This is a genomic window from Arthrobacter sp. P4_F11 (assembly GCF_056401395.1).
The window spans coordinates 135143-152279 of sequence record NZ_JBFUJK010000003.1 but is presented as its reverse complement, the minus strand read 5'-3'; the positions used below and the strand labels follow the sequence as shown (position 1 = coordinate 152279).

At 68.8% G+C, this 17137-nt stretch carries 11 protein-coding genes; 7 read left to right on the top strand and 4 right to left on the bottom strand.

Annotation, left to right across the window (positions count from 1 at the left end):
- Positions 1-34: 34 nt before the first annotated feature.
- The 6 genes from AC1DRO_RS05220 to AC1DRO_RS05195 all read left to right on the top strand — a co-directional run bounded on the left by AC1DRO_RS05220 (position 35) and on the right by AC1DRO_RS05195 (position 10517).
- The gene (locus AC1DRO_RS05220) at positions 35-1573 is read left to right on the top strand and encodes an NAD(P)H-hydrate epimerase (RefSeq protein ID WP_476950074.1); all 1539 of its coding nucleotides are present in this window, start codon (positions 35-37) and stop codon (positions 1571-1573) included.
- 91 nt (positions 1574-1664) lie between these two features.
- Positions 1665-4022, top strand: coding sequence for a glycogen debranching protein GlgX (gene glgX, locus AC1DRO_RS05215; RefSeq protein ID WP_476950073.1), 2358 nt, complete (start codon positions 1665-1667; stop codon positions 4020-4022).
- The gene (gene treY, locus AC1DRO_RS05210) at positions 4019-6343 is read left to right on the top strand and encodes a malto-oligosyltrehalose synthase (RefSeq protein ID WP_476950072.1); all 2325 of its coding nucleotides are present in this window, start codon (positions 4019-4021) and stop codon (positions 6341-6343) included. The genes glgX and treY overlap by 4 nt, the downstream gene beginning before the upstream one ends.
- 51 nt (positions 6344-6394) lie before the next feature.
- Positions 6395-8200, top strand: a complete 1806-nt coding sequence (gene treZ / locus AC1DRO_RS05205; RefSeq protein WP_476950071.1) for a malto-oligosyltrehalose trehalohydrolase — start codon at positions 6395-6397, stop codon at positions 8198-8200.
- Positions 8201-8215: 15 nt separating this feature from the next.
- Positions 8216-9256, top strand: coding sequence for an L-glyceraldehyde 3-phosphate reductase (mgrA, locus tag AC1DRO_RS05200; RefSeq protein ID WP_476950070.1), 1041 nt, complete (start codon positions 8216-8218; stop codon positions 9254-9256).
- A 175-nt stretch (positions 9257-9431) separates the two neighbouring features.
- Complete coding sequence (locus AC1DRO_RS05195; protein WP_018773719.1) at positions 9432-10517, top strand: inositol-3-phosphate synthase; 1086 nt, start codon at positions 9432-9434, stop codon at positions 10515-10517.
- Positions 10518-10728: 211 nt separating this feature from the next.
- Here the strand turns inward: AC1DRO_RS05195 and AC1DRO_RS05190 are convergent, their stop codons facing one another.
- From AC1DRO_RS05190 to mshA, 3 genes are all read right to left on the bottom strand, one after another.
- Positions 10729-11688 carry a hypothetical protein gene (locus AC1DRO_RS05190; protein WP_476950069.1) on the bottom strand — a complete coding sequence of 320 codons (960 nt, stop codon included), beginning with the start codon at positions 11686-11688 and terminating at the stop codon, positions 10729-10731.
- Between the two features lie 180 nt (positions 11689-11868).
- Positions 11869-13581: a formate--tetrahydrofolate ligase gene (locus AC1DRO_RS05185; protein ID WP_476950068.1), complete on the bottom strand. Its 1713-nt coding sequence runs from the start codon at positions 13579-13581 to the stop codon at positions 11869-11871.
- An 89-nt stretch (positions 13582-13670) separates the two neighbouring features.
- A complete protein-coding gene (gene mshA / locus AC1DRO_RS05180; protein ID WP_476950067.1) occupies positions 13671-14936 on the bottom strand; it encodes a D-inositol-3-phosphate glycosyltransferase in 1266 nt (421 codons plus the stop codon).
- Between the two features lie 131 nt (positions 14937-15067).
- Here mshA and AC1DRO_RS05175 point away from each other — a divergent pair, with 131 nt between their 5' ends.
- A complete protein-coding gene (locus AC1DRO_RS05175) occupies positions 15068-15595 on the top strand; it encodes an N-acetyltransferase family protein (protein WP_476950066.1) in 528 nt (175 codons plus the stop codon).
- Between the two features lie 60 nt (positions 15596-15655).
- On the opposite strand, the gene AC1DRO_RS05170 is transcribed toward AC1DRO_RS05175, so the two are convergent.
- Positions 15656-17095 (bottom strand): family 4 glycosyl hydrolase, encoded by a 1440-nt coding sequence (locus tag AC1DRO_RS05170; RefSeq protein WP_476950065.1) that lies wholly within the window; start codon positions 17093-17095, stop codon positions 15656-15658.
- Positions 17096-17137 lie beyond the last annotated feature (42 nt).

Genomic DNA, 17137 nt, shown 5'->3' with positions numbered 1-17137 from the left:
AGCATTACCCAGCGACCGCGAATGGACTGAAACCATGATCAGCGCCTACACCGGAACCCAAGTGCGTGAGGCCGAAAAGCCATTTCTCGACGACACACTGGGCTCAGGTGCGGGCGCTGTTCTTATGCAGCGGGCCGCGTACGGCCTCGCCAACGCCGTGATCCGCGAACTGCGGAGCCGCGGGCAGCGGCTATACGGCTCCAGCGTGACCGTGCTGGCGGGCAAGGGCAACAACGGCGGAGACGGGCTCTTCGCCGCCGCGCTGCTGGCCCGCCGCGGCATGCGCACGACGGCGGTGCTCACCGCGGGCGCGGCCCACGACGCCGGGCTGGCGGCGTTCCGGAAGGCCGGCGGGCATGCCGTGGACCTCACCGGGGACAACGCCGCCGAACTCGCCGCGCTGGCCGGCAGCACCGACGTCGTGATCGACGCAGTCCTCGGGACCGGAGCCCAGGGCGGGCTGCGCGGACCGGCCGCCGAACTGGTCGCGGCCCTGGAGCGTTCCCGGCCAGGCTCCCGTTCCCCTTTGGTGGTGGCCTGCGATGTCCCCAGCGGGGTAGACGCGGACACGGGGGAGGCGCACGCGCCGGTGCTGGTGGCCGACATAACGGTGACCTTTGGGGCCGCCAAGGCCGGCCTGCTGGCGGATCCGGGCGCGGACTTCGCGGGCGCCATCCGGGTGGTCCCGATCGGAATCGAGCAGGCGCTGCCATGGCCGTCCCTGCGACGGCTTGAGGCCGCAGACCTGTCCGCCCTCCTGCCACGCCCGCAGCGGCGGGCGCACAAGTACTCCCGGGGGGTGCTGGGGGTGGTCGCGGGCTCCGGCGCTTATCCCGGCGCCGCGGTGCTGGCGTGCCAGGGCGCCCTGGCAGCCGGCGCCGGAATGGTGCGTTATCTGGGGCCGCCGGACGTCGCCGACCTGGTCCGCCGTTCCTGTCCCGAAGTGGTGTGCAGCGCCGGCGCAGTGGCCGACACGCACGTTCAGGCCTGGCTCGTTGGCTCCGGACTGGATGACGCCGACGAGGAGCAGCTGCAGCGCGCCCGCGACGCCGCAGACTCGGGCCTGCCGACGATCGCCGACGCCGGCGCGTTGCCCGCCCTGCCTGATGTGCTGGCCCCGCAAGTGATCCTGACACCCCACGCCGGCGAACTGTCGGCATTGCTTCAGCGCCTCGGGGCTGCGCTGGACCGCTCCGCCGTGGAAGCGTCCACCCTCAGCGCAGTGCGGCGGGCGGCGGGCCTGACCGAAGCCACCGTGCTGCTCAAGGGCGCCACGACCCTTGTGGCCTCCCCTTTCCAGGACTTCTACAGCCAGTCCGAAGGCACGCCCTGGCTCGCCACGGCAGGCAGCGGCGACGTCCTGGCCGGAGTCATCGGCGCACTGCTGGCCCAGTTGGGCGCCGACGTCGGGCGCTTCGGTGCATATGACATCGACCCCGATGCCAGATGGGCGGCAATCGCGGCGATGGCAGCCAGCATCCACGGACTTGCCGGAGTCCGGGCTTCCCGCGGGGGGCCGGTGACAGCAACGGCCATCGCGCGTGCCGTTCCGGAGGTGATGCGGGAGCTGTAACAAACGGGGGCGCCGCGAGCGCCCGGGCAAATACTAACCCTACTTACAAGTAGTCTGTCTAGAGAATATTCGTTCCGCACGAGGAGTACATATGGAAGTCTGGCCCGGATCGGCTTACCCGCTGGGAGCCACTTTTGACGGCACTGGCACCAACTTTGCCCTGTTCAGCGAGCGCGCCGAGCGGGTGGAACTGTGCCTCCTCGCTGACGACCTCACAGAAACCCGGATCGAACTGACCGAAGTGGACGGCTACGTGTGGCACTGCTACCTGCCGCAGGTCCAGCCCGGACAGAAGTACGGCTACCGGGTCCACGGCCCGTACGAACCCGAACACGGCAACCGCTTCAACCCGAACAAGCTGCTGATGGACCCCTACGCCAAGGCCGTCCAGGGCCAGATCGACTGGGATCCGGCGCTCTTCACCTACGAATTCGGCGACCCCGACTCGCGCAATGACAGCGACTCTGCCCCGCACACCATGCACGGCGTCGTCATCAACCCGTTCTTCGAGTGGGACGGCGACCGCCAGTTGCGGATCCCCTACCACCAGTCGGTCATTTACGAGGCGCACGTCAAGGGCCTGACCGAGCTCCACCCGGAAATTCCCGAGGAGCAGCGCGGCACCTATGCCGGCGTGTCGCACCCGGCCGTGATTGAGCACCTGAAGAAGCTCGGCGTCACCGCGATCGAGCTCATGCCCGTCCACCAGTTCGTCAACGACGGCACGCTCGAGGAGAAGGGCCTCAACAACTACTGGGGCTACAATACGATCGGCTTCTTCGCGCCGCAAAACACCTACAGTTCCTCCGGCGACGTCGGGCACCAGGTGCAGGAATTCAAGGCCATGGTCCGCGAGCTGCACAAGGCCGGCATCGAAGTGATCCTGGACGTGGTGTACAACCACACCGCTGAAGGCAACCACCTCGGCCCCACGCTGTCCTTCAAGGGCATCGACAACCAGGCCTACTACCGGCTGGTGGACGATGACCTGAAGCACTACATGGACTACACCGGCACCGGTAACTCCCTCAATGTCCGGCACCCGCACTCCCTTCAGCTGCTGATGGACTCCCTGCGCTACTGGGTGACGGAAATGCACGTCGACGGCTTCCGCTTCGACCTCGCCTCCACCTTGGCCCGCGAGTTCTACGACGTGGACAAGCTGTCCACCTTCTTCGAACTCATCCAGCAGGACCCGATCGTCTCCCAGGTCAAGCTGATCGCCGAGCCGTGGGACATCGGCCCGGGCGGCTACCAGGTGGGCAACTTCCCGCCCCAGTGGACTGAGTGGAACGGCAAATACCGCGACACGGTCCGCGACTTCTGGCGCGGCGAGCCCTCGACCCTGGGCGAATTCGCCTCCCGCCTGACCGGTTCCGCGGACCTCTACGAAAGCTCCGCCCGGCGCCCGGTGGCCTCGATCAACTTCGTCACGGCGCACGACGGCTTTACCATGCGCGACCTCGTGTCCTACAACGAGAAGCACAACGACGCCAACGGCGAAGGCAACAACGACGGCGAATCCCACAATCGCTCCTGGAACTGCGGCGAGGAAGGGGACACGGACAACGACCAGGTCCTGACCCTCCGCGCCCGCCAGCAGCGCAACTTCATCGCCACCCTGCTGCTCTCGCAGGGCGTCCCGATGCTCCTGCACGGCGACGAGCTCGGCCGCACCCAGCAGGGCAACAACAACACCTACTGCCAGGACTCCGAGCTGAGCTGGATCCACTGGGACGCGATGGACCAGCCGCTGGTGGAGTTCACCGCCGTCGTCAACAAGATCCGGCACGACCACCCGACGTTCCGGCGCAGCCGCTTCTTCGACGGCCGCCCGGTGGTCCGCGGTGAGGGCGAGAAACTGCCGGACATCGTCTGGCTGAAGACCGACGGCACCGGAATGCTCCCGGAGGACTGGGGCAGCGGCTTCGGCCGGACCATCGGTGTGTTCTACAACGGCCACGGCATCCAGGAACAGGACTCCCGCGGACGCCGGATCACCGACGACAGTTTCCTGCTCGGCTTCAACGCCCACGACGACGACGTGGACTTCGCCCTGCCGGCCGAGGAGTACTCACGGTTCTGGGACGTGCTGGTGGACACCGCGGACCAGGCGGACACTGAGGCGCCGCTGAAAGCCGGGTCCGTGCTGAAGCTGGCGGCAAAGTCGATGGTGGTGCTCCGGGCTCACTCCGGCCCCGAGGTGGAAGTGGACTACTCCGCGGCAGCCTCCCTCGCCGCGATGGCCGAGCACGAGGACTCTACGGGTGCCGGTTCTGCGGCCCCGGCACCGGAAGCTCCGGCGGTCCCGGCACCGGAAGCTCCGGCGGACCCGGCTCCGGCGGACCCGGCCCCGGCCTCCGGCGCCTCCAAGGGCTCCGCGAAAGCCTCCGCCTCAAAAAAGACGGGGGCCGACAAGCCGAAGACGCCGAAGGGCCGAGCTAAATGAGAACCCCCGTCTCGACGTACCGGCTGCAGATCCGGCCCGGGTTTACGCTGCAGGACGCCGCGCAGGCCGTGCCGTACCTGAAGTCGCTGGGCGTGGACTGGATCTACCTCTCGCCGATCCTCACGGCGGAGCGCGGCTCGGACCACGGCTACGACGTCACCGATCCCTCCGCCATTGATCCGGACCGGGGCGGCGCGGACGGCCTGCTGGCGGCGTCGGCCGCCGCGCGGGAGGCCGGCATGGGCGTGCTGGTCGACATCGTGCCCAACCACGTCGGCGTCGCGACCCCGGCCCAGAACCCATGGTGGTGGTCGCTCCTGAAGGAGGGGCAGCAGTCCCGCTACGCGCAGGCGTTCGACGTCGACTGGGACTTCGGCGGCGGCCGGGTACGGATCCCGGTGCTGGGGGACGACTCCGACGTCGACGCGCTGGAAATCAAGGACGGGGAACTGCGGTACTACGACCACCGGTTTCCGCTTGCAGAGGGCACGTATACCGCAGGTGACTCCACTGCCGACGATCCCCGCGAGGTCCACGACCGTCAGCACTACGAACTGATCGGCTGGCGCCGGGCCGACACGGACCTGAACTACCGCCGGTTCTTTGCCGTCAACAGCCTGGCCGGGATCCGGGTGGAGATCCCCGAGGTCTTCGATGAAGCCCACGCGGAGGTTGTGCGCTGGTTCCGGGAAGGACTCGTCGACGGACTGCGGATCGACCACCCGGACGGCCTCGCCGATCCGGAGGGATACCTGCACCGGCTGCGGGAGGCCACGGGCGGCAGCTACCTGCTGATCGAGAAGATCCTGGAACCGGGCGAGGCCCTGCCCGCCGGCTTCGAGTGCGAGGGCACCACCGGCTACGACGCCCTCGCTGACGTGGACCGGGTGTTCGTCGACGCCGCGGGCCAGGGCCCGCTTGACGCGCTCGACGCCGAACTGCGCGGCGGCGCTGCCGACTACGAGGACATGATCCGCGGCACCAAACGCCGGATCACGGACGGAATCCTGCACTCGGAAATGCTCCGGCTGGCTCGGCTGGTCCCTGCCGCGGCAGGACTGGGCCAGGAAGCCGCGGCGGACGCACTGTCCGAGATCATCGCCGCGTTCCCGGTCTACCGCAGCTACCTTCCGGAGGGTGCTGACGTCCTGAAGGAGGCAGGCGAACTCGCGGTCCGCCGCCGCCCCGAACTGGAAGGCGCCGTCGGCGTGCTGCTGCCGCTGCTGCTCGACGCGCAGGCCGAACTCGGCATGCGCTTCCAGCAGACCTCCGGGATGGTCATGGCCAAGGGCGTGGAAGACACCGCGTTCTTCCGCTACACGCGGCTGGGCACCCTGACCGAAGTCGGCGCCGACCCCACCGAGTTCGCCGTGGCACCGGAGGAATTCCACACCCGGATGGCCCGGCGCCAGGCCGAGCTGCCGTTGTCCATGACCACCCTCAGCACCCACGACACCAAGCGCAGCGAGGACACCCGGGCCCGGATCTCGGTCCTGGCCGAGCTCGCACCGGAATGGCAGGCATCCCTGCAACGGCTGCAGAAGCTGGCGCCGCTGCCGGACGGCCCGCTGGCCAACCTGCTGTGGCAGGCCGTCGCAGGCGCCTGGCCAGCAGACCGCGACCGGCTGCAGTCCTACGCGCAAAAAGCCGCCCGGGAGGCCGGAAACTCGACCAACTGGATCGATCCGGACGAGGCCTTCGAGGCGAAACTTGCAGCCGCCGTGGACGCCGCCTTCGACACCCCGGAGGTGACCGCCGAACTGGAATCCCTCGTGGCCCTGCTGGAGCCCTACGGGGCCGCCAATTCCCTGGGCGCCAAGCTCGTGCAGCTCACCATGCCCGGGGTGCCGGACGTATACCAGGGCACCGAATTCTGGGACCGCTCGCTGACCGATCCGGACAACCGGCGGCCGTTCGACTTCGGTGCCCGCCGGCGCACCCTCGCCGCGCTCGACGCCGGTGAGCGTCCGGCGTCGTTCCTGGACGAGGCAGCGAAACTCCTCGTCACCTCGCGGGCCCTGCGGCTGCGCCGGGACAGGCCGGAGCTGTTCACCGGGTACACCCCGGTCACCGCCACGGGCGCCGCCGCAGCGCACCTGCTCGCCTTTGACCGCGGGACTCCCGCAGCCCCGGGCGCGCTGACCCTCGCCACCCGGCTGCCCCGCGGCCTGGAGCAGCGCGGCGGCTGGCAGGACACGACCGTCGAGCTCGCCGCGGCCATGGCCGATGAACTGACCGGTGCCACACACGGTCCGGGCACCGTGGCGGTGGGGGAGATCCTGCGGGACTACCCCGTGGCCCTCCTGGTGCCCACCGCCTAAGCAGACCTTCGATATGGGGAATAGTACCGACATGGGGAACGGAAGAATGCCATGACCTTGCCTGCACACGGAAGCGACCGCTTCGATCTCTGGGCACCGGAAGCGCAGGCCGTCACGCTCCTCGCTGACGGCCGGAAGTACGACATGACCCGCCGCGGCGCGGAGGCGCCCGGCTGGTGGAGCGCCGCCGGGGCGCCCGCCGACGGGGACGTGGACTACGGCTACCTGGTGGACGGGGATCCCACCCCGCTGCCGGACCCGCGGTCCCGCCGCCAGCCCGCGGGCGTGCACGCGCTCTCCCGCACGTTCGACGCCGGACGCCACCAGTGGGCTGACGGCCAGTGGGCGGGGCGGGAGCTCAAGGGCGCCGTCATCTACGAACTCCATGTGGGCACCTTCACGCCGGAGGGAACACTGGACGCCGCGGCAGAGAAGCTGGCGTACCTGGCGGAGCTGGGCATCGACTTCGTCGAGCTGCTGCCGGTCAACGGGTTCAACGGCACCCACAACTGGGGCTACGACGGTGTCCTTTGGTACACCGTGCACGAAGGCTACGGCGGGCCCGACGCGTACCAGCGCTTCGTGGACGCCGCCCACGCCGCCGGCCTGGGCGTCATCCAGGACGTCGTCTACAACCACCTCGGCCCCAGCGGCAACTATCTTCCCCGCTTCGGGCCCTACCTGAAATCGGGGGAGGGCAACACTTGGGGCGACTCGGTTAACCTGGACGGCCCGGAATCGGACGAGGTGCGCCGCTACATCCTGGACAACGCCGCGATGTGGCTGCGCGATTACCACGTGGACGGCCTGCGCCTGGACGCCGTGCACGCCTTCAAGGACGAGCGCGCCGTGCACCTGCTGGAGGACTTCGGCGCCCTCGCCGACGAAATCGCCGCCGAGACCGGACGCCCGGCTGCGATGATCGCGGAATCGGACCTGAACAACCCGCGCCTGCTCTACCCGCGGGACACCAACGGGTACGGGCTGGCCGGGCAGTGGAGCGATGACTTCCACCACGCCGTCCACGTTAACGTCAGCGGCGAAACCACCGGCTACTACGCCGACTTCGACTCGATCGGGGCGCTGGCCAAGGTCCTGGAGCGCGGGTTCTTCCACGACGGCAGCTACTCCAGCTTCCGCGCCCGCCACCACGGCCGGCCCATCGACCCGGCACAGGTCCACCCGGCCGCGCTGGTGGTGTGCAGCCAGAACCACGACCAGATCGGCAACCGTGCCACCGGGGACAGGCTGTCCCAGACCCTGGGTTACGGGCCGCTCGCCCTCGCCGCCGTCGCCACCCTGACCTCGCCGTTCACGCCCATGCTGTTCATGGGCGAGGAATACGGGGCCACCACCCCGTGGCAGTTCTTCACCTCCCACCCGGAACCGGAGCTGGGCAAGGCGACGGCCGAGGGCCGGATCAGGGAGTTCGAGCGCATGGGCTGGGACCCCGCCGTCGTCCCCGACCCGCAGGATCCAGAGACTTTCACCCGGTCCAAACTGGACTGGGCCGAGGCCTCGGGAGGGGACCACGCCCGCCTCCTGGAGCTGTACCGGGCACTCATCGCGCTGCGCCGCACCACGCCGGACCTGACTGAACCCGGCTTCGAGGACACCGCCGTCGACGTCAGCGAGGACGAGGGCTGGCTGCTGCTGCGCCGCGGCCGCACCGAGGTGGCGATGAACTTTTCCGCCGAGGCGCGGCGGGTCCCGGTCCGCGGGGCGGCCCTGGCCCTGGCAACCGACGACGGCGTCCGGCTGGACCCGGCTTCCGGCGCGGAACCCGCTGCTGGCGGCGCGGCGCCGGCCACACCACTGCATCTACCCGGCCACAGCGCCGCGGTACTCACCCACTAAGGCAGGATATGACGTATGACATATTTGGCAGCTGATACCCGCTACGACTCCATGCCCTACCGCCGCGTGGGGCGCAGCGGCCTGAAACTCCCGGCCATCTCACTGGGCCTGTGGCACAACTTCGGCGACGACAAGCCGTTCGAAATCCAGCGCGCCATCCTGCGCCGCGCCTTCGACCTGGGCGTCACCCACTTCGACCTCGCCAACAACTACGGCCCGCCCTACGGCAGCGCCGAGACCAACTTCGGCCGCCACTTCAAGGACGACTTCAAGCCGTACCGCGACGAGCTGATCATCTCCAGCAAGGCCGGCTACGACATGTGGCCGGGCCCGTACGGCAACTTTGGCTCCCGCAAGTACCTGCTGGCCAGCCTGGACCAGTCGCTGGGCCGGATGGGCCTGGACTATGTGGACATCTTCTACAGCCACCGCCCGGACCCCGAAACGCCGATGGAAGAAACCATGGGCGCCCTGGACCAGGCCGTGCGCTCCGGCAAGGCGCTCTACGCAGGCATTTCGTCCTACACCCCGGAACAGACCATCGAGGCCGCGGGGATCCTCAAGGAACTCGGCACCCCGCTGCTGATCCACCAGCCCAGCTACTCCATGCTCAACCGCTGGACCGAGAACGGCAGCCCCAACCTCTTCGAGGCGCTGGAGCAGGTGGGCGCCGGGTCCATTGCGTTCTCGCCGCTGGCCCAGGGTATGCTCACCGACCGCTACCTGAAGGGCATTCCGGCCGACTCCCGGGCCGCCCAGCACAAGTCCCTGGGCGAATCCATGATCACCGAGGAGAAGCTGGACCGGGTGCGCGGGCTCAACCGGATCGCCGAAGGCCGCGGGCAGACGCTCGCGCAGCTGGCCATCGCCTGGATCCTGCGCGATCAGGGCAAGGGCTCATCGGTCACGTCCGCACTGGTGGGCGCGTCCAGCGTCCGGCAGCTTGAGGACACCTTGTCTGCGATCAACAACCTGGATTTCACGGCCGACGAGATCGACGCGATCGATGAATTCGCCGTCGAATCAAACATCAACCTGTGGGCCCAGAAGTCGTAGGCACCCGCAGTTAACACAAGCGCCGGGGCCGCCGGGGAACAACCGCGGCCCCGGCGGCGTTGACTAGACTACTAAGGGCGCCTTACGGCGTCGTGTCCGCCTGCCGCCCGCACAACTGATGCTGTACATCAGAGTGCGGCCGCGCCGGTCACCCTTGTTTCTCAAAAGGAGTTCCGTGTCTTCACATCCGATTCGTGTTGCAATCGTCGGCGTAGGTAACTGCGCCGCTTCGCTGGTCCAGGGCGTCCAGTACTACAAAGATGCCGACCCCAAGGCCACGATCCCGGGCCTGATGCACGTGGAGTTCGGCCAGTACCACGTCGGCGACGTCCAGTTCGTTGCTGCGTTCGACGTCGACGGCAAGAAGGTGGGGCAGGACCTGTCCGACGCCATCCTGGCCAGCGAAAACAACACCATCAAGATTGCCGATGTCCCGCCGACCGGCGTCACGGTCCAGCGCGGCCACACCCTGGACGGCCTGGGCAAGTACTACCTCGAGACCATCGAGCAGTCCCCGGAGGAGCCGGTCGACGTCGTCCAGGCCCTCAAGGACGCCCAGGTTGACGTCATGGTCTGCTACCTGCCGGTCGGCTCCCAGCAGGCCGCCGAGTTCTACGCCCAGTGCGCGATCGATGCCGGCGTGGCGTTCGTCAACGCCCTGCCGGTCTTCCTGGCCGGCACCAAGGAGTGGGCGGACAAGTTCACCGCCGCGGGCGTGCCGATCGTGGGCGATGACATCAAGAGCCAGATCGGTGCCACCATCACGCACCGCGTCATGGCCAAGCTGTTCGAGGACCGCGGCGTCACCCTGGACCGCACGTACCAGCTGAACGTCGGCGGCAACATGGACTTCAAGAACATGCTCGAGCGCGACCGCCTGGAGTCCAAGAAGATCTCCAAGACCCAGGCCGTCACCTCCAACGTCGAGGCCGAGCTCGCCGCCAAGGACGTCCACATCGGCCCGTCCGACTACGTCCAGTGGCTCGATGACCGCAAGTGGGCCTTCGTCCGCCTCGAGGGCCGTAACTTCGGCGACGCCCCGGTGTCCCTGGAATACAAGCTCGAAGTCTGGGACTCGCCCAACTCCGCCGGCGTGATCATCGACGCCATCCGTGCCGCCAAGATCGGCCTGGACCGCGGCATCGGTGGCCCACTGGTCTCGGCGTCGAGCTACTTCATGAAGTCCCCGCCGGAGCAGTTCAACGACGACCTCGCCCGTGAAAAGGTCGAGGCCTTCATCCGCGGCGACCTGGAGCGCTAACCGCCTTCCCCACCCTCCCGGACGCTCCCTCACGTTTGGCCTGTTCCAACCCGACGCTCCCTCACGTTTGGCGTGTTCCAACCCGACGCTCCCTCACCAATGGTGGGGGAGCGTCGTCGTTTTCGGATTGGGTCCGGGGATGCTCCCTCACTTTTGGTCGATACCGACCCGATCCTCCCTCACGTCTTGCAGACATCGGCGGCTTGCTGCCTCAGATTGCGCTGGAAAAGCCAGCTGCGGCCGGCGGGCTGAGGTATGAGGTGCGGAGGATTCGCTTCATCTTGGTGACGGCGCCGGAGAAGCCATCCGCGAGGTCATCTTTTGTCAGGACGAGCACTGTCCATCCCGCTGCCTCGAAGGCCTTGTCACGGCGGCGGTCGCTGAAGATCTGTGCGGGGACCAGGTGGTGCCCGCCGTCGTACTGAACCGCCAGCCGCCGACGGCGATACCCAAGGTCCGCCGTCGGCGTGGCAGGACTGTCCGGGCGCAGCGGGAGCTGCAGTTCCGGTTCCGGGAGTCCGGCGTCGCACATCGCTAGCCGCAGCAATGTCTCCGGCGCTGAATCCGAGCCCACGCGCATCAAGTCCAGAGCGGCACGGGCGCGGACGATTCCCTGCAGATTCGGGTGACGGCCCACCATCCAACGCAGCTCATCGATGGTCGCAAAGGGATCGCTACGCCCTTCCAACCCCAGTCGGGGAATCCGCACCAGCTCGTCACCCATGCAGACCAACGCCGGCAGGCTCAACCGCAGGGCGAGGTCGAGCCACGTCCGGGAGCGCGTGCTGATCCGGATCCCGTCCACTGTCTCGACCTCGCCCTCCAACGCAAGAACCGTGTGTCCGAGTACGCCTTTGCGCCGGACCTCCGGGAGCGCCCGCGCCTTGCTCAGGTGTAGCTCCTCCGAGTCCGATAGCCAGGGAGGCAATATCTGGCATCGGAGCCTGGCAGCGGTGACGTGGGAGATCCAGGCGCCGGGCGACGCTGCGGCCAACGCGCGGGCCGCCGCCTCCAGTTCGAAGTCCCAATCCGTGGGCCGGTAAAGACCCCGGCTGATGTGAATTACGTCGGAGTGCCTGAGTCTGGTTCTCGGCACTCCCAAGGACCTTGCATCCGCGATGGTAAAGGGTGCTGCGCTGAGTGGACCGGGAAGCTTCGTAGGCTTTTCCATGCTGGCATTTTGAACCTATTTGGAGAGCCGCGCAGGAGTTATCCACAGATGTCCCGGATCGGCCCGCGGCGGCAGGGTCAAGCGCCACGCCGGACCTGAGGGAGCGTCGGTTGGGGAGTTGCCGGACCTGAAGGATCGTTGGTTGGGGGGATGCAGGATGTGAGGGAGCGTCAGAGGCGTTTAGAAGAGGCCGACCGGGTTGCCGGCGTCGTCGACGTCCATCCGCATCGCTGCCGGCACCTTGGGCAGGCCCGGCATGGTCATCACGGCGCCGGTGAGGGCCACGATGAAGCCTGCGCCGGTCTTGGGGATGAGATCCCGGACGTGGATGGTGAAGCCCTTGGGCGCGCCGAGCCGGGTGGCGTCGTCGGTGAAGGAGTACTGGGTCTTCGCCATGCACACCGGCATCCCGGACCAGCCGTTCTTCTCGATCTCGGCCAGCCGTTTGAGCGCGGGCACGGAGAAGTCCACGCCGTCGGCGCCGTAGATCTCCTGCACGATGGTCCGGATCTTGTCCTCCACGGACATCTCCAGCGGGTACAGGTGCCGGAAGCCGTGCGGGGCCTCGATCGCGGCCGCCACCTTCGCCGCGAGCTCGTCGCCACCGTCGCCGCCACCGCCGCGGCCCCACACATCGGCCACCGCGGCCTGGACTCCCTCCGCGGCGCACCACTGAAGCAGCCAGTCCAGCTCCTCAGCGGTGTCCGTGGCGAATTTGTTGACCGCCACAACCGGGGTGATGCCGAACTTCTCGACGTTGCGGATGTGGCGCCGCAGATTGGCGACGCCGGCGGCCAGCGCCTCCACGTTGGGCTCCTTGAGCAGGTCTTTCGGCACGCCGCCGTGCATCTTGAGCGCCCGGACGGTGGCCACGAGGACGACGCCGGACGGGGCGACGTCGGCCATCCGCGCCTTAATGTCCATGTACTTTTCGGCGCCGAGGTCCGCGCCGAACCCCGCCTCGGTGATGACGATGTCCGCAAGGCGGCGGGCCGTCTGCGTGGCGATGAGGGAGTTGCAGCCGTGGGCGATGTTGGCGAAGGGCCCGCCGTGCACCAGCGCCGGGGTGCCGGCGATGGTCTGCACGAGGTTGGGTTTGATCGCGTCCTTGAGCAGCATGGTCAGGGCGCCCTGGACGCCGAGGTCGGCCACGGTGACGGGCCGGCGGTCGTAGGTGTAGCCGAACGTGATCCGGCCGAGCCGGTCGCGCAGATCGTTCAGGTCCGTGGCGAGGCAGAACACGGCCATGATCTCCGAGGCCACGGTGATGTCGAAGCCGTCCTGCCGCGGCGTGCCCTGGGCGGGCCCGCCGAGACCGATTACTACCTCCCGGAGGGACCGGTCGTTCATGTCCAGGACGCGCTTGAACGTCATCCGGCGCGGATCGATGTTGAGCTCGTTGCCCTGGAAGATGTGGTTGTCCACGAGTGCCATGAGGGCGTTGTTCGCCGAGGTGATGGCGTGGAAATCGCCCGTGAAGTGCAAGTTGATCTGGTCCATCGGCAGCACCTGGGAGTAGCCGCCGCCGGTCGCGCCGCCCTTCATGCCCAGGATGGGGCCGAGCGAGGGTTCGCGCAGCGCGATCATCACGCTGTGCCCGGCCCGGGCCAGGGAATCCGCGAGCCCCACCGTCGTGGTGGATTTGCCTTCGCCGGCGGGGGTGGGCGACATCGCGGAGACCAGCACGACCTTGCCGGGCGCGCGCACGGGGGCTCCCGCCGGAACGGTCAGCTTCGCAGGGTCGATCTTGGCCTTGTAAGGTCCGTAGAGTTCCAGCGCGTCCGGGGTGATGCCGGCGGCCGCCGCAATCTCCCCGATCGGCTTCATGACTGCCCGCTGGGCAATTTCCAGGTCGCTGGGGACGTTGTTCCCGGCAGTGGTGGTCTCAGACATCGTTGTCCTTCGGCTCGTGGCGTCGGCGGGTTTGTCCCGGTCCGGTGTTGCCGGCCGGGGTTGGAGCGGGCGGAGGGGGTGGATCCGGTTCAGGGTGTGTGGCCCACCGGGATGGTCAGGCTTCCAAAATACTGGCTCACGGCGGTGTGGTAGCTCTCCAGCGTAATCGCGGCGGTGCGTTGCCAGCCGAACTCCTGGGCATGGATCGCGGCGGCGCGCCCCATGTCGGTGCGGGTTTGGGTGTCGTCGAAGAGCGACTCGAGGGCGTCCGCCCAGTCGCTGGCCTTGTGGCCCTCGATCAGCATCCCGGTCCGTCCGTCCTGGACGGCGCGGGAGAGGCCGCCGACTTTCGTGGCGAGGACCGGCGTCCCGCAGGCCTGCGCCTCCAGCGCCACCAGGCCGAAGGACTCGCTGTAGGAGGGCATGACCACGACGTCGGCGGACCGGTACCAGCCGGCCAGTTCCGGGGCGTTCACCGGCGGGTGGTGGGTGGCGACGTCGTCCATTCCGGCGGCGCTGATCAGCGTCTTGAGGTTGAAGTCCTTGGCGCCGCTGACGGCCCCCAGGATGGTCAGCTGCAGGTCGATGTCCGGGCGCCGGGAGCGCAGGAGCGCCGCCGCCTTGATCAGGATCTGCGGGCCCTTGAGCCGCTGGATCCGGCCCGCGAACAGCAGATGGAACTTGCCCGGGGCGATGCCGTGCTGGGCCCTGGCCCGGTTCCTGAAGGCCGGCGTGAAGACGGCCAGGTCCACGCCGGGCGGCGCGACGTCGATGTGGTCGATGTCGGCGTTGTAGTGCGAGACGAGTTCGGCCGCTTCGGTGCCGGTATTGGCGATCAGCCGGGTGGCGCCGTCGACAATCCGGTGCTCGCCGTCCTCACGCCGCCGCGGCTCGGGCTGTTCGCCGGACTCGAGGAGCTGGTTCTTGACCTTCGCCATCGTGTGCATGGTGTGGACGAGGGGCAGCCGCCACAGCTCCGCGAGCTCCAGCCCGGCCACCCCGGAGACCCAGTAGTGGGAATGGATGACGTCATACCGGCCGTGCGGCTGGAGCTGGCGGATCCGGTTGACCTCGGCGACCATGCTGTGCAGCAGCCCCGGAAGTTCCTCCTTGGGCAGCTTCCGGGGCGGGCCGGCGAGGACGTTGTGCACGCACACGCCCGGGGACGGGTGTTCGACGGCGGGCTGGGTGGCCGAGGTGGACCGGGTGAAGATCTCCACTTCCACGCCCGTCTCGGCGAGGGCGGCGGCCAGCGCCCGGACGTACACGTTCATGCCGCCGGCGTCACCGGAGCCGGGCTGTTCCATGGGCGAGGTGTGCAGGGAGAGGAAAGCGACGCGGCGGATCAGCGACACGGTTCCCCTTTCCTCTGCCCATTTCTTTCTGACCAATGCATGTCGATAAAACATTACTCCTGAAGTGCCGGCCGGTTCACGGGACCGCAGGCTCGGTCCGCAGACCGGGGCGTGCTGCTAACGTGGCCGCTGTGAACACTACGACAGGACAAGAACCTGCAACCGGCTGGACCATCCGGGAGGCTGGCCCGGAGGACTGGCCGGGCATCTGGGCGATCCTGGAACCCGTCGTCCGGTCCGGGGAGACTTTTACCTGGGACCGGGACACGGCCGAGGACGAGGCCCGCGCACGCTGGTTCAAGCTGGCGCCGGGCCGGACGTTCGTCGCGGTAGCCTCCGACACCGGCGCGGTTCTTGGCACCGGCGAGCTGCACCCCAACCAGGGCGGCGGCGGCAGCCATGTGGCCAACGCGGGCTACATGGTCCACCCGGCCCAGGCAGGCCGCGGACTGGCCCGGGCCCTCTGCGCCTATTCGCTCGACGCCGCGCGCGACGCCGGTTTCCGGGCCATGCAGTTCAACGCCGTGGTGGAAAGCAATGTCCGGGCCGTGGCCGCGTGGAAATCGATGGGCTTCGAGGTGCTCGCGACCATTCCCGAGGCGTTCAACCACCCTGAACTGGGCTACGTGGGCCTGCACGTGATGTACCGAAAGCTCTAGGGTTGCCGGCCCGGTGCCGCGGGACGCTGATGTTGGCGGGCCGTTAAGGCCCACGGGCAGCTACGGCCCGCTGTGCCAGAGGCGGCCCAGCTCCGGGAAGGCTGCTTCATAGCCGGCCAGCAGTTGGCCGGCGAGGACATCCGAATCCACGAGCGGATGCCTGGCGAACGCGGCGAGGGCCGCCTCCCGCCGGCCGGTCGTCGCCGCCTCCACCACGAGCCGTTCGACGTCCTTGACGCGGCGCAGCAGCTCCAGTTGGGCCGGTCCCGGACGGTCCTGCGGGACCGGCCTGGCGCCGTCGGGCGTCACCCGGCACGGAACTTCGACGACGGCGTCGGCCGGCAGCCCCGGGACAGCCGGCACCACCTGTGCTCCGGACCCGGCGCCGCCCGCTTCCGGGCCGGCGGACCCAACGGTGGTGACGGCGTTGCGTGTGTTGAGGATCAGGTCCGCCGCGCCGCCACCGGAGAGGGCGCGCATGGCCGCCAGTGCCACCCGCTCGTAGCCGCCGCCGGCGAGGTCGGTCTCGTCGCGGCGTTCGCCCGAGGTGCGGGCCTCCGCGAGGTAGCCCTCCTCGCGGGACCGGCGGGCATCCTCCCACAGGGCAAAGGCCTCCGGCCCGGCGGCGGCCAGCCGGGGATAGAGCTCGGCCTGCTGCCGGGCGATCGATTCCCCCCGGGTCTGACCTGCGGCGCGCATGCCGGCCACCGCACGAATGGTGTCGTAGTAGTAGAAAAGATATTCATTCGGCAGGCAGCCAAGGCTGGCCAGCAACCCGGGGGAGAACAGCCGGCCTTCCTCGAATTCCGACAGCACCGCGGAGTTCGCGAGCAGTGCCGGGAGGGCGTCCCGGCCCCCGGCCTCCAGCCGGTACAGCCAGCCGAGGTGGTTCAGGCCGTAGTAGCCCACGCCGTCGAGCGTGCCCTCGGGCAGCGCGACGCCGGCGGCCCGCGCCGCGCGGTGCACCAGGCCGCTGGCGGAGTCGCAAATCCCGATCACCCTGGGACCCAGCACGGGGACCAGGGCCTCCGTCACCATGCCCGCGGGGTTGGTGAAGTTGAGCAGCCGCGCCCCGGGGCAGCGGCTCCGCATTTCCTCGGCGAGCCGCAGCATCGGCGGAATGGAGCGAAGCGCGTAGGAGATCCCGCCGGCGCCGGTGGTTTCCTGGCCCAGGAGTCCGAGGTCCAGGGCGATCCGCTCGTCGGCGGTCCGGCCGGCGGTGCCGCCGGGCCGGATGGCGGCGAAGACCATGTCGGCGCCGTCCAGGGCCTCGGGGAGCGAGGACACGGCACGGATCTGCGGGCCGGAACCCGGCAGGCTGGAACCCGGCGGGCCCTGCCGGGCGAGGGAGGCCAGGACCGCCTCGATGGCCGCCAGCCTGGCGGGGTCGACGTCGTAGAGCACCAGCTCCCGCACCAGCCCCGCGAAAGGCCCGGCAGAGAGCGCCCGGTAGACCAGGGGGACGCGGAAGCCGCCTCCGCCGGCGATCGTGAGCCGCATGCGGACAGTCTATTCCCCGCCGTGTTCCCCGCCGGTTTGGGC

Excerpts from the sequence above, each read along its gene's own strand:
- AC1DRO_RS05190 (WP_476950069.1), bottom strand. The coding sequence starts at position 11,688 with ATGGAAAAGCCTACGAAGCTTCCCGGTCCACTCAGCGCAGCACCCTTT.
- AC1DRO_RS05170 (WP_476950065.1), bottom strand. The coding sequence starts at position 17,095 with ATGCGGCTCACGATCGCCGGCGGAGGCGGCTTCCGCGTCCCCCTGGTC.
- treY (WP_476950072.1), top strand. The coding sequence starts at position 4,019 with ATGAGAACCCCCGTCTCGACGTACCGGCTGCAGATCCGGCCCGGGTTT.
- AC1DRO_RS05220 (WP_476950074.1), top strand. The coding sequence starts at position 35 with ATGATCAGCGCCTACACCGGAACCCAAGTGCGTGAGGCCGAAAAGCCA.
- treZ (WP_476950071.1), top strand. The coding sequence starts at position 6,395 with ATGACCTTGCCTGCACACGGAAGCGACCGCTTCGATCTCTGGGCACCG.
- glgX (WP_476950073.1), top strand. The coding sequence starts at position 1,665 with ATGGAAGTCTGGCCCGGATCGGCTTACCCGCTGGGAGCCACTTTTGAC.
- mgrA (WP_476950070.1), top strand. The coding sequence starts at position 8,216 with ATGACATATTTGGCAGCTGATACCCGCTACGACTCCATGCCCTACCGC.
- AC1DRO_RS05185 (WP_476950068.1), bottom strand. The coding sequence starts at position 13,581 with ATGTCTGAGACCACCACTGCCGGGAACAACGTCCCCAGCGACCTGGAA.